Origin of the sequence: Flavobacterium calami, assembly GCF_038290035.1 — a bacterium.
Lineage (GTDB): Bacteria > Bacteroidota > Bacteroidia > Flavobacteriales > Flavobacteriaceae > Flavobacterium > Flavobacterium calami.
The window spans coordinates 223,043-236,763 of the sequence record NZ_JBBYHS010000007.1 but is presented as its reverse complement, the minus strand read 5'-3'; the positions used below and the strand labels follow the sequence as shown (position 1 = coordinate 236,763).

9 protein-coding genes are annotated in these 13,721 nt (G+C 32.8%); 6 read left to right on the top strand and 3 right to left on the bottom strand.

Features of this window, described 5'->3' with window-relative positions:
• Positions 1-127 precede the first annotated feature (127 nt).
• The 6 genes from AAEO57_RS08370 to AAEO57_RS08345 all read left to right on the top strand — a co-directional run bounded on the left by AAEO57_RS08370 (position 128) and on the right by AAEO57_RS08345 (position 7,885).
• Positions 128-583, top strand: a complete 456-nt coding sequence (locus AAEO57_RS08370) for a DMP19 family protein (protein ID WP_341691514.1) — start codon at positions 128-130, stop codon at positions 581-583.
• Between the two features lie 740 nt (positions 584-1,323).
• On the top strand, positions 1,324-2,010 hold the full coding sequence (locus AAEO57_RS08365) for a hypothetical protein (protein ID WP_341691512.1): 687 nt from the start codon (positions 1,324-1,326) through the stop codon (positions 2,008-2,010).
• A 184-nt stretch (positions 2,011-2,194) separates the two neighbouring features.
• The gene (locus AAEO57_RS08360; protein WP_341691510.1) at positions 2,195-2,638 is read left to right on the top strand and encodes a hypothetical protein; all 444 of its coding nucleotides are present in this window, start codon (positions 2,195-2,197) and stop codon (positions 2,636-2,638) included.
• A 179-nt stretch (positions 2,639-2,817) separates the two neighbouring features.
• Positions 2,818-6,168: a T9SS type B sorting domain-containing protein gene (locus tag AAEO57_RS08355; RefSeq protein ID WP_341691508.1), complete on the top strand. Its 3,351-nt coding sequence runs from the start codon at positions 2,818-2,820 to the stop codon at positions 6,166-6,168.
• A 208-nt stretch (positions 6,169-6,376) separates the two neighbouring features.
• Positions 6,377-7,297 (top strand): hypothetical protein, encoded by a 921-nt coding sequence (locus AAEO57_RS08350; RefSeq protein ID WP_341691506.1) that lies wholly within the window; start codon positions 6,377-6,379, stop codon positions 7,295-7,297.
• A 72-nt stretch (positions 7,298-7,369) separates the two neighbouring features.
• Entirely contained in the window at positions 7,370-7,885 is a 516-nt protein-coding gene (locus AAEO57_RS08345) for a hypothetical protein (protein ID WP_341691504.1), read from the top strand.
• 177 nt (positions 7,886-8,062) lie between these two features.
• Here AAEO57_RS08345 and uvrA read toward each other — a convergent pair whose 3' ends face one another.
• From uvrA to AAEO57_RS08330, 3 genes are all read right to left on the bottom strand, one after another.
• Positions 8,063-10,894: an excinuclease ABC subunit UvrA gene (gene uvrA, locus AAEO57_RS08340; protein WP_341691502.1), complete on the bottom strand. Its 2,832-nt coding sequence runs from the start codon at positions 10,892-10,894 to the stop codon at positions 8,063-8,065.
• A gap of 125 nt (positions 10,895-11,019) precedes the next feature.
• Positions 11,020-12,804, bottom strand: a complete 1,785-nt coding sequence (locus AAEO57_RS08335; RefSeq protein ID WP_341691500.1) for a chloride channel protein — start codon at positions 12,802-12,804, stop codon at positions 11,020-11,022.
• A gap of 209 nt (positions 12,805-13,013) precedes the next feature.
• Positions 13,014-13,598, bottom strand: coding sequence for an acyl carrier protein phosphodiesterase (locus AAEO57_RS08330; RefSeq protein WP_341691498.1), 585 nt, complete (start codon positions 13,596-13,598; stop codon positions 13,014-13,016).
• Between the last annotated feature and the right edge of the window lie 123 nt (positions 13,599-13,721).

The following is a 13,721-nucleotide window of genomic DNA, read 5'->3' as shown; positions in this document are numbered from 1 at the left end:
CCACTACAACGGATTTGGGCATTTGGCTTAATGGGAAAATGGTTTTGTATTTGGGATGATTTGGCAAATCCGAAAATAGGCCTTAATTTAGTCCCAAACCCGCTGTAGTGCCAGAACGTTAGCTGTAATGGCACCGCAGAAAAACCAAGATATGAAGATTAATTTATTACAACTAAAGGAAAAACTTAAAACTCTATCAGGCGACGATTTTGACTTTGAAGTAGCTGACTATTTGTTGACAATCAAATTTGACGAAAAGACTCTTAATCAAATGCAGAAGCGAGTTGTATCGACTAACATTCTTGATAATGAAGTTTTCAATGGCGGTTTTGACCAATTTTACTTGAATAACGAAGATGAATATATTGACGACGCAATTGATGGATTACGTGAATTTGGGGCAACCGAATTTCTTGAACTTGCGATTAAATCAAAAGAAATTTATTTAAGAGACAAAGAGCTTTATGCACATGACCGAAATCCTCATTTTGATACTCTCGATGACAGGTTTTATGAATTGAATCATTACGGTGAATTAAGGATTAACTATGTTAAAGCGCATCTAGACGAAATAATAAAGTGAATAAGAACTGACCGCATAATAGCCACTACAGCTAACAGCCACTACAACGGATTTGGGCAATTGGCTTAATGGAAAAATGGTTTTGTATTTGGAATGATTTGGCAAATCCGAAAAATGGGCTTAATTTAGTCCCAAACCCGCTGTAGTACCAAGACGTTACAGGGCAGTTGCGCCGAAATTACGCAGGCAATTTCGATTTGGAAATAAAGTTTGTAACTCGCAAAAAATTTACAAAGCGGAAGCGTGAAAATTGGAATCTGCCAACGAAAACTTGAAAAGCAGAAACGTGAAAGTCGGAATCTAAAAAGCAGAAACTTGAAAAGCAGAAGCGTGAAAAATTGGAATCTGTCAACAGAAACTTGAAAGTTTTGGCAGAAAATAAAAAATGAATAATTGAAAATAATACTCCGAAATTACGAGCAGAAAAACGGAAACGTGAAAATTGGATTTTGCCAACAAAAAACGTGAAAACTTTGTGGATAATCGTAATTTCGACAAAACAACCGCCCTGTAACACACGCTACAAGCAATTTGGGTATTGGGCTTAATGGAAAAATTGGTTTGTATTTGGAAGATTTGGCCAATCCGAAAGATAACGCTGATTTAATCCCAAACTGCTTGTAGCGCGAGAACGTTAGCAGTAATAAACTCTCGAGAAGGAAGAAACATAGCATTTAATTTTATTTTCTAAAATCTATATTAACTTGCTAAACAATCGTCAAAAAAATTGCATTTGAAATATGAATCTATCTGCCTTTATGAATAAAAACAAACTCGTATTAAAGAATTTAATTAAAGATTTAAATTCTATTTGTACAAGTTATAAACCTTTATTAGAAACTATAGGTATTATTGTAGGTTTATATCTGATTTACTTAACATATGTTAGTGTAGAAATCTCCAATGAACAATTAAAAATTACTCAAAAACAAGAATATCAAAAGCAATTGCCGATATGGCAATTTGAAATTGATGATTCTCTTTCTATAGCAAAACTAAAACCCTTTAGCCAAGATGTAAAATTAGAACAAGCAACAGGTTATTTTCCAAAAAATCTTTTTTTTAAAAATTCAAATAAATGGGAAATTGACCAACCGAATTTTGAATTACACTTGACAATGTTCAAAGCATACGCAGAACAACTTATTGAAAGAAATATGGTATTTAAAGATTCCACAGTTTCTGTTGCAATGAGAAATAATTTTCCAATTGGTATTGATTTAAACTATGTGCAATTTGGAGAATTAAAAGAAACGCAAGCTATATTTGCTATTCAATATTCTTGGGTTGCAAGCTCAAAATATGATATCAAAATTCATCTCGACGGAATAAAATTCACTAAATATATTTACAATAACGAAAATTTAATGGACGAACTTGAAAAAATATCAAAAGATGTATATCCAAATGTCAAATTGCCAGAATAATTACTACTGCTAACAGCCACTACAACGGATTTGGGCAATAGGCTTAATGGAAATATGGTTTTGTATTTGGGATGATTTGGTAAATCCGAAGAATGGTCTTAATTTAATCCCAAACCCGCTGTAGTGCCAGAACGTTATGGGCAAGTTAACATCTAAATTGCAACAAATGAGATTCATCTTTTTAATGACAATTCTTTTATCCATAACTGCTCAATCACAAGGCTTAACAACTGATGTGAGAAGCGATGAGAATATCTATTTAAATGCTTTAAAGGAATATTGTAATTCTCCTGAAATTTCAGCAACTGCTATTAATGTTCAGTTTGACTCAACTGTAATGTGGTATGATTGGCCGAAAAAAATAAACAATGTAAATATTAACTATTTGGACGGCTCCTCTGAAATTTTAAAACAAATCAAAGCGAATAAAGGCTCAATTATTTTAGTTAAAATCGTTCCATTGCAATATAAAAAGGAAAAGTTTTTTGTTAATGTGATTCCTTTCCTTGCGACAGCAAAAGGTAAAAATATTGATATGGTTAACGGTGGAGTTTTAAGCGTAATTTTTAATTATAACGATGAAATAAAAGGATTTGTCTTTTCTGAAAACAAATGGAGTGGAACATAACCTGCCCATAACAGCCACTACAACGGATTTGGGCATTTGGCTTATGGAAAAATGGTCTTGTATTTGGAATGATTTGGCAAATCCGAAGAATGGGCTTAATTTAGTCCCAAACCCGCTGAAATAAAGGAACCTTAGAAAAAAACTTAAAAAAAACTAAAATATAAATTTGATTTTTATTAATGAAAAACACATACTTGTTTATTACCCTATTATTTTGCTTTCTAAATAAAACAGTTGCACAAGATTTTCAATGGGTAGGACAAATTAAAGGGATTGAAGATGAAACTGAAACAGCAAATTTTATTGAAGTAGATAATAATGGAAATTCATATACGGTAGGAAAATCATCTTCAATTCAATATGATATTGACCCAACACAAAATGGTGTTCAATTAATTAACAATCAAAATTCCTTGATTTCAAATCCGCAGGATATTTATTTAACTAAATTAAATGCTAATGGAGATTTTGTATGGGGAAAATCGCTCAGTGTTTTAAAAGACGATGAAAGTGTTTTAGGTTTAAAACTCGATTCTCAAGGGAATATATATGTCTTGGCTTTTATTACAGAATTATACAAAAATCAAAGTTTGGTTTATGGATATGGCTTTATAAATGTAATTAAAATAGACCCAAATGGAAATGAACTTTACAGGCGTAAATTTCAAAATCTAGGGAATATTAATGCTGGTAAACTTATTGCAATTGCTTCTTTTGATATAGATAGCTCAGACAATATATATGTAGCTGGTATGTTTCAAAACACAGTAATATTAGACTCCAACCCACAAAATAACCTTGTTGCGAATGGTAATTCAAATTACGTATTTAAACTAAATCAAAGTGGAGCTATTTTGTGGTCCAAAAATTTAAACTTTTTATTATCAGGTAATATTCACTTAAAAATTGACTCTAATGATAAAATTAATTTATTGTTTAGCAGTTTTGATAACCTAAATAATAGTCATGTAGTAAACATACTAAAGTTAGATAATACAAATGGAAATCAAATTTGGATAAAATCTATTGGGAATGCTTATATAAATAATTTTTCTCTTGATGCAAACGATAATTTTGTAATTATTGGGATTGCAGCTAATAATAATTTAGTTGATTTAGATCCCGACCCCATCCAATCAAAAACGATTCAAGACAAAAGTTTTATATTATTTTTAGATGCAAATGGTAATTACTTTGACTCAAAACTATTTGATATAAACATAACATTTAATGCTGTTGAAATTGATAATTTAAACAACTATCATTTAGTAGGTCATTATGCAAACAATATAGGAGGTTATTCTACGAGCAATAGTGTTGATTTTGATCCATCTTCAAATGATTATTTATTGTCAACAACAGCATTTTACTCTGATGGATTTTATTTAAAACTAGATGCAAATAGATTATTTTCTAAAGCTTTTATAATTGGCTCTTCTCCGTCAACAAACGGAACTTGTTATAATGGTCGGACTAATGCACTAAAAGTCGTAGATGAAAATGTTTTTATAGCTGGAGATTTTGCTGGAAATTGCGACTTAGATCCATCGTTAATAAGTTCACATTTATTAAATTCCTTCAATCAAAATGTCATTAATTTAGATGGATTTATTTTGAAAATAGGGGACTGTGACGACTTAGCTCCGGTTGCACCTGACTCGCAGACATTTTGTTCTGCCCAAAATCCAAAGATAAGTGACTTGTCTCCAAGTTCGACTTCTATAAATTGGTATGCTTCAGCTACTGATTTAAATCAATTAGATAATTCTGTAACTTTAGTAAATGGGCAAACTTATTATGCCTCAAAACAAGTTGGAAGTTGTCCGGAAAGTCAACGCCTGGCTGTAACTGTTACTATAAATCAATCTCCTGCAAATCCAATTATTACTGATCAAACATTTTGCGAAAACGAAAATGCGACTATATCAAATTTAATAGTAACAGGTCAAAATATCAAATGGTATTCTTCACTTACAGAAACTGATAATTTATCCATAAATACAGTTTTGCAAAATAACACTAATTATTACGCCTGTCAAACAGTAAATGGTTGTGAAAGCAATAGGACAATAGTAAACGTAACTATCAATTCTGTTTCGCCACCCACTATGACCTCTCCCCAAATATTTTGTATTCAGCAAAATGCTACGTTAAATTCAATTGCTATAACAGGGCAAAATATAAAATGGTATGATGCCGCAATAGGCGGAAATTTACTTCCAAGTTCTACAAATTTAGTAAATGGTGAGACTTATTTTGCTTCACAAACAGACACTAATTGCGAAAGTATAAGAGCTTCTGTTTTAATAAACATTCAGGATACATCAGCACCTACAGGTACATCAATTCAAACTTTTTGTTCTACTCAAAATCCAACGCTAAATGACATTGTTGTGAATGGTACTAATTTGAATTGGTATAATACAAATTCAGACATCAGTACAATTCCAAATACAACTTTATTAGTAAATGGTACAACTTATTACGTTTCTCAAATCATAAATAACTGCGAAAGTATTAATCGTTTAGCTATTACTGTAAATTTAATTACTAATCTGAATGCAAATGACTATTCTGAAACAATTTGTGATAATTTAAACGATGGTTTGGAAGTAATAGATCTGTCAAATTACAACATAAACTTAATTTCAAATCCATCAAATTTTACTTTCGAATACTATTCTTCTCTCTCGGGTGCGACAAATCAAACAATCACTAATCTAATTTCTACTGTATCAAATTATAATTTAACGACTCGTAATTATACTATATTTGTTAGAATTACTTCAACAAATGGATGCTATCAAATTGTTAAACTAAATACTTTATTACTAAGCAGTCCGATTATCCCTATTAACGACGTAGTGTCAATTTGTGAAAATAAAAATATAATTATTAATGCTGGTTTAGGTTTTGATAGTTACATGTGGTCAACGGGTTCTACTTCACAAAGCATTACCGTATCACAAGCTGGTAATTATTCGGTAACAGTTACTAAAAACTACGGAACTACAATTTGTTCATCTACAAAAAACTTCACTGTTGTTCTGTCAAATGCTGCTACAATCACAAATATCGAAACCCGGGATTGGACGGATAACGAAAATATAATAACTGTAAATACAAGTTCAAACAGCTATGGAAATTATGAATTTTCAATTGATGGAATTAACTATCAGGATAGTAATGTTTTTTCGGGTTTAATTAGTGGCGTTTATACAGTTTATGCTCGTGATAAAAATGGATGTGGAGTTACTGAAGACGAAATATTCTTACTAATGTACCCTAAGTTTTTTACTCCAAATAGTGATGGATATAATGATACATGGGCAATTAAATTTTCATATACTGAACCTAAGCTAAATGTAAATATTTTTGATCGTTATGGAAAACTATTAAAAACATTAAACAACGTTAATTCATGGGATGGGAAATACAATGGTCATGAACTTCCTTCAAGTGATTATTGGTTTGTCGTTACGAGAGAAAATGGTAAAGAATATCGAGGGCATTTTACCTTGAAAAGATAAAGGTTGATGTCAACACAGATTTGGATTTAATTTAAAGTTTGTTTGTATCTTTGAAGGTAGTGCAAAAAACATGGTTTAAGCTTCCTTAATCGAAGAATGGGTTCAATTTAGCACCAAAACCAATGTAGCAGAGTGATGTAGTGTCAATGTCAATAAAATAAAAATCACAGTTAACAGTTAATAAATTAGAATAAATACAATAAGTATAATGAATCCGCAAAATTCACAATTCACAAGAGATGAAGACAACAATAATGTATGGTTGTCTAAAAAGAACAACCAGAAATTTAATCTTACTGATTATGGCGCAATACCTACTGTCCTTAGCAGTGAAGCTGAAGTTGGTCAGGCAATGTTAAATGAACTTTGCAGTACTGCAGCATCAAAAGAAGGTGATATTAATATTGCGCTTCTTGGTGGGAGAGGGGCTCAGGAGCTACACCGCTTGCTGGGGGAGTTAGCTAAATCAACAGAACAGGATGAGCTGTTAGCGAGGCTGAATGTGTTTACTCAGGATGCACTTGCTCCTTTGAGCATGAATAATGGTTTTAGTTTTGTCAGGGATTTTGAGCGTATTTTAGGGGATGCTTTTTTCAAAAAAATAAAAAGCTTTACACCAATGCGAACAGATACAAAAGATCTGGAGTCCGCACTTATAGAGTATTTGACTAAATTAGAAGAATTAGGAGGTTTAGATATATTTTTTATTGGTCACGGTCCGGAAGAAAATCAGGCATCACATCTTGCGTACATTAAACCTTTCTCCGGAGCGAAAAGTCATCATATTGCAGGGATAATTCCAATATCCAACAGTATTCTGGAACACCACATTAGTAAATTTAAAGCAGGTGGAAGCCTTGTAAATGAAAATGATGAAAAGGAATGTAGATCTGCTGAGTATATTCTCACTTTAGGACCAGCTGCTATATTGCAAGCTAAAAAGATTGTCCAGTCTGTAGTAGATGCCGATTCTGCTCCTGCTAAAATTCGAACTTATGCAAATGTGCTTAATACATCTCTAAGTTCAGATAAAGACGAAGCTTTACAGCAATTAAATGCAAATCCGGGGTTATGGATAAGGTTACATTCTAATACTAAATCTTTTGTATTGCCTAATTTGGGTCTGTAAAATTGAATGGAGCTCATTTTAGTCTTAAACTGTAGAACAAGAAAGATGTATTAAAAACGCAACCTAAACTAAATGAAAAACCTGTCAGGAACTTTTCTGTCATTAATTATATGTGTACTTACTGTTCCAACGGCTTTATTTTTTCCAGTATTACAAATTGAGGCGACAAAATCCAGAACCGTTTATCGATTTGTAAAAAAATATGTTGTTGACCAAAATTCTGCGAATAAATGTAACAGTGAAGTAGTTTGGACTTGTGCAATCTACATAGCTATATCAATAGTAATCGCAATTCTTTTTTATTTTTTTCGCTTTAAAATAAAATCGATAATTATTCAAAAGATGGGAATTTTATTTTTTGGAGTTTTCTTGTTGCTGCAATTTTATGTATTGCAAATTCCATATTATATTTTTCAAATAGGAACTCTCTATAATTGTGAAAGCGATGGACAAACAGGAATGGCTGTTATGGTAAGTTCACCACTGGTAAGTATCACATTGATTCTTTTTGGAATCGGTTATGATATTGTAAAAAAAACACATTACAAAAAAGTAGTTTTAAGAAATTGGAGTTTTAGCAAAATTTAAAGCTGATTTCATATATTGAACTTTGTTTTGATGAAAATGATTTGGGAATAAAATCCTAACCAAAAACACATTATATGCAACAGTAAATTTTTAAATCATTTTATAAAAAAAATTGACTGATAAAAAAAAACGGTAGCAAATTTGAATCTGCTACCGTTTTTTATTTATATATGGTTTTTAAATCAATTCCTTTTTCAAAAATTTAGCCGTGTAACTTTTTTTGTTTTGAGCGACTTCTTCAGGAGTTCCTTTGGCAACCAATTGTCCGCCGCCTTTTCCGCCTTCCGGACCAATGTCAATAATATAGTCAGCAAGCTTAATCACGTCCATGTTATGTTCGATAACCAGAATCGTGTTTCCTTTGTCAACTAGTTTATTGATTACTTCCATTAAAACACGAATGTCTTCAAAGTGTAATCCGGTTGTAGGTTCGTCTAAGATATAAAACGTATTTCCAGTATCTTTTTTAGACAATTCTCCGGCTAGTTTGATACGCTGTGCTTCACCACCAGAAAGTGTAGTACTTTGCTGCCCAAGTGTAATATATCCTAAACCAACATCCTGAATCGTTTTGATTTTTCTGTAAATCTTCGGAATGTTTTCGAAGAAAGGAACCGCTTCATCAACGGTCATATCCAAAACATCTGAGATAGATTTTCCTTTGTATCTAATTTCCAAAGTTTCTCTGTTAAAACGTTTTCCCTGACAGGTTTCACATTCTACATAAACGTCTGGTAAGAAGTTCATTTCGATAGTTCTAACTCCTGAACCTTCGCAGGTTTCGCATCTTCCGCCTTTTACGTTAAAGCTGAAACGACCCGCTTTATAACCCCGAATCATACTTTCAGAGGTCATCGTAAACAGATTTCTGATTTCGGTGAAAACCTCTGTATAAGTTGCCGGATTCGAACGTGGCGTTCTCCCAATCGGACTTTGGTCAATATCAATTACTTTGTCAATGTGCTCTAAACCTTCAATCTTTTTGTAAGGCTGTGGTTTTTTTACACCGTTAAAATAATAGGCGTTTAAGATAGGGTAGAGCGTCTCGTTGATTAATGTTGATTTTCCGCTTCCTGAAACCCCTGTCACGCAGGTTAATTGTCCTAATGGAATTTCAATCGAAACGTTTTTTAGATTGTTTCCAGTTGCTCCAGTCAGTTTTAAGAATTTTCCGTTTCCTTTTCTTCTTTCTTTCGGAATGTCAAATTTCATTTTACCATTCAAATATTGAGCGGTAATAGTATCTGATTTTAAAGTTTCTGCAGGAGTGCCAATACTAATGATTTCTCCTCCATATTTTCCGGCTTTTGGTCCAATATCAATTACATAATCGGCAGTTTCAATCATGTCTTTATCGTGTTCCACCACAATAACAGAGTTTCCGATGTCTCGTAATTGTTCCAAAGACTGAATCAGTTTTTCGTTGTCTCTTTGATGTAGACCAATACTTGGCTCATCCAAAATATATAAAACTCCTACCAATTGTGACCCAATTTGTGTAGCGAGACGAATACGCTGTGCTTCACCACCAGAAAGTGATTTTGAACTTCGGCTTAAAGCCAGATAATTCAAACCAACATTCATTAAGAAGTTCAGGCGATCTTTAATTTCTTTTACAACTTCAGAAGCAATTAAAAGCTGTTTATCAGTTAGATGATTTTCTAAATCTAAGAACCATGCCGTCAAATCTGAAATATCCATATCACACAATTCGGTGATGTTTTTTTCATTTACTCTAAAAAATAAAGCTTCTTTTTTAAGACGAGAGCCATCGCAAACAGGACAATTAATTTCGTCCATAAAATCTTTTGCCCAGCGTTTTATGCTGGTCGTGGCACTTTCGTCGTATTGATTTTTGATGAAATTAGAAATTCCTTCAAAATCAATCTTATACTCTCTTGTAACGCCAAGATCTTTTGAGCTGATACTGAATTTATCATTTCCTCCATACAAAATCATTTGCATGGCTTCTTCCGGAATTTTTTCAATCGGATCAGTGATTTTAAATCCGAATTTTTCTCCAATGGTTTCCAATTGTTTGAAAATCCAGGAAGATTTGTATTCGCCAAGTGGAGCAAAACCACCAGCTTTTATAGATAATTTAGAGTTTGGAATAATCTTTTTTACGTTGATTTCGTTTACAGTTCCTAATCCGTTACAATGTGGACAGGCTCCTTTTGGAGAGTTAAACGAAAATAAATTCGGTTCTGGATTTTGATACGAAATTCCGGTTGAAGGACACATCAAATTTCGGCTGAAATAACGAACTTCATTAGAATCCTGATCTAGAATCATTAAAACATCTTCACCGTGATGCATGGCGGTATTGATACTTTCAGATAATCTTTTTTGCGTATCGGGATTATCTTCAATCACCATTCTGTCTACAACAATCTCGATATCATGTGTTTTGTAACGATCTAATTTCATTCCGGCAGTTAAATCCTGAACGTCGCCATTTACGCGAACTTTCAAAAAACCTTGTTTGGTAATTTGTTGGAATAATTCGGCATAGTGACCTTTTCTGGCTTTAATAACGGGAGCCAAAATATTGATACGTTTTCCGTTGTAATCCTGAATAATCAAATCCTTAATCTGCTCATCAGAATAAGAAACCATTTTTTCACCAGTGTTATAACTGTATGCGTCAGCACCACGTGCGTACAAAAGCCTAAGAAAATCGTATATCTCAGTAATGGTTCCAACGGTTGAACGCGGACTTTTACTGGTTGTTTTTTGTTCAATTGCAATTACGGGCGAAAGTCCGTCAATTTTATCTACATCAGGACGTTCTAAGCCTCCAAGGAATTGTCTGGCATAAGCCGAAAATGTTTCAACATAACGGCGCTGGCCTTCAGCATAAATCGTGTCAAAAGCCAAAGACGATTTTCCCGAACCTGATAGACCGGTAATTACAACCAGTTTCTCACGCGGAATAGATATATCAATGTTTTTTAGATTATGAACTCTTGCACCAAGAACTTCAATAGTATTGTCTTTATCTAGCATAATTTTGAGCAAAACGCAAAGTTACCACTTTGATTTGTTCTTTTAGTGCCCGATAGCAAAAGTTTATGTTATAAAAAGTGACAAAAAGCGGTAGTGTGAATTAATTTTATCCTCTACTGATAAAATTATTCAATCGTCATAGAACGCAATTTCATTCTGTAGGCCTCAAGCGCTATAGATTTGGAAATGAAACCGTAGTATTTGTCATTTCTAATAACCGGAAGAAAAGCAGACTTGGTTTTTTCAAACTTAGTCATAACAATTTCCATACTGTCATAGGATGAAATAGTAGCCGGAGGGGTTTTCATTACATCCTTAATCAAAGTGTATTTTACGCGGTAGGAGTTGAAAATAATTTCTCTGATATCATTAAAATGCACCATTCCCACAAGTTCTTTTTCATTACTCACAACAGCAAAAACAACCTGATTAGAATGTGAAATAAGGTCGACTAATTTGCTTAAATTTTCATCCGGATGAACGGTTAAATAATCGCATTGAATAATAGAATCAATATCCAGAGTAGATAAAATATTGGAGTCTTTATTGCTGGTAAAAGCATGTCCTTTTTTAGCAAGATTTTTTACGTCAAGTGAATATCTTTCAAAACGCTTCGAAATTGCGAAACTTATAGAAGAAACAATCATTAACGGAATCATTAAACTATAACCTCCTGTAATTTCGGCAATTAAGAACATTGCTGTCAGGGGAGCATGAAATAATCCGCTCAAAATACCTGCCATTCCTACCATTGTAAAATTTGTAATCGGGAGTTTTGATAAACCTGTTAAACTGATGGATTTTGAAAAAAAATAGCCCAAATAGGATCCTAGAAATAAGGATGGAGCAAAATTCCCACCATTTCCACCACTTCCTATAGTCAATCCGGATGCAAAGACTTTCAGCATCATTGTAAGTCCTATAAAAAGAAGCAAAACCAATTGATTGTTCCTAAAACTTTCAAAGAGAGTATTATCCAGTAATTTTCCGGGATCAGTTTCTGATAAGGTTTTAATGCTTTCGTAACCCTCACCAAAAAGAGTAGGAAAAATAAAAATGAGTAATGCTAAAAGTGACGAACCCAATAAAGCCTTTTTATAGGCATTCATTTTTAATCTCGAAAAATAATGTTCGACCCTTTGAAAATTTCGTGCATAATAGACCGCCATAAACCCTGTTAATATTCCCAAAAGCACATAAAAAGGAATGTTGTGGTAATCAAAAACTTCTTGTTTTTTGAAAGATAGCAGAATACTTTCGTCTAATACAATCGCAGAAACCAAAGCCCCTGTTGCAGCAGATATCATGATAGGAGTAAAGGCAGAAATACTCACATCAACTAATAAAACTTCAATTGCAAAAAGAACTCCGGCAATTGGAGCATTAAAAGCTGCTGCGATACCGGCTGCAACTCCACACCCAATAAGGAGTGTTCTGTCTTTATATGCTAATTTATAGTTTTGCGCAAAATTTGATCCAAAGGCAGCTCCGGTAATCACAATAGGACTTTCAAGACCTGCAGAACCTCCTAAGCCAACTGTTAAGGAGCTGGTTATGATTTGCGCATACATTTGCTTTTTCGGAATTATTCCGGCTTTTTTTGCAACCGCATACAAAATTTGTGAAGTTCCTTTTTCAATACTGCCGTTCAGTATTTTGTTTACCACAAAAACAGTAAGTAAAATACCAACGATAGGAAGAATACTGGGAATTAAACTCCATTTTAAAATTCCGCTGATATAGGTAGCAAAAGAAAATACACTGTGTGCAAAAGTTTTTAAGACAATTACAGCCAAAGAGCATGAAATACCAATTAGAACACTTGATAAAAATATAAATTGCTTTGGAGTCATTAAGGACTTCGCCAGGGCAATAATACTTTCTAGTTTTCTAAAATATTTTTTAAGCATGCTGTTGTGAAAATTAAGGGATGTTACAAATTTAGTTTATACAAATCAAATTGTATAATTTTCTTTTACGAAACTGTATAAAATTTAAAATCCATTTTTTTTCTAAAAGAGGTGCCACTTTCAAAATTATTGGTTGAAAGTACTTAATACAATCTGATTTTTCATTAGCAAGGGATTTTTTTATAACTATTTACGGCTCAGTTTGATTTTTATAAGGTAAATAGTTTTTTTCTGGATTGCAATTGTATGTCTTCGAAAAAGAGAGTAAATTCCTGTTCAAATTCGGTGTAAAATTCTTTTAAATCCTCACTTGCGAACTGCATTTTGGATATGTTTTTAGATCTTTTGTCCATTTGAGTCAAAATTTGATGAATTCCTTCAATTGTCTGATAACTCAAAAGCCAGTTTCTTTCAATCATATATGGCATGAGATCTTGCGTTTTTTCAGTCAAAATAGAATAATTTTCATGAAGTGACCTGTAAAATCTGTGGATGAAATTTTCGAGTTTTTCATCTGAGTATTTGGTCCAGTTTTTTGCTAAAAAATGATCATAGATAATGTCTACAATAACACCGGCGTAATGATGGTATTTTTCGTGTAAACGTTTTGTGCTTTGTCTGAAGATGTCATGAGAGTCAGTATAAGTATCGATAAAACGATGTAAAAGTATTCCTTTTTGTACATCGACAGGAAAATGCTCAAATTGTTTTCCACGGATTCCGTCGGCCATAAAATTGCCAATTTTAATTAAATCATTTTCACCGGAAAGATATATATGGGCTAAGAAGTTCATTGTTTTTTGGAATTATTACGATCCTGTAAAGTGGTAATGGATCAGGTTGCTTTAGTAAATGTATAAAAACTTTTTTAAATCATTTTGTTATAAAACGTAGGTTGTATTAAACTTAATGTTTAG

What these genes read in the sequence shown, in the direction of transcription:
- AAEO57_RS08370 (WP_341691514.1), top strand. Translation starts at nt 128, where the DNA reads ATGGCACCGCAGAAAAACCAAGATATGAAGATTAATTTATTACAACTA.
- AAEO57_RS08365 (WP_341691512.1), top strand. Translation starts at nt 1,324, where the DNA reads ATGAATCTATCTGCCTTTATGAATAAAAACAAACTCGTATTAAAGAAT.
- AAEO57_RS08360 (WP_341691510.1), top strand. Translation starts at nt 2,195, where the DNA reads ATGACAATTCTTTTATCCATAACTGCTCAATCACAAGGCTTAACAACT.
- AAEO57_RS08355 (WP_341691508.1), top strand. Translation starts at nt 2,818, where the DNA reads ATGAAAAACACATACTTGTTTATTACCCTATTATTTTGCTTTCTAAAT.
- AAEO57_RS08350 (WP_341691506.1), top strand. Translation starts at nt 6,377, where the DNA reads ATGAATCCGCAAAATTCACAATTCACAAGAGATGAAGACAACAATAAT.
- AAEO57_RS08345 (WP_341691504.1), top strand. Translation starts at nt 7,370, where the DNA reads ATGAAAAACCTGTCAGGAACTTTTCTGTCATTAATTATATGTGTACTT.
- uvrA (WP_341691502.1), bottom strand. Translation starts at nt 10,894, where the DNA reads ATGCTAGATAAAGACAATACTATTGAAGTTCTTGGTGCAAGAGTTCAT.
- AAEO57_RS08335 (WP_341691500.1), bottom strand. Translation starts at nt 12,804, where the DNA reads ATGCTTAAAAAATATTTTAGAAAACTAGAAAGTATTATTGCCCTGGCG.
- AAEO57_RS08330 (WP_341691498.1), bottom strand. Translation starts at nt 13,598, where the DNA reads ATGAACTTCTTAGCCCATATATATCTTTCCGGTGAAAATGATTTAATT.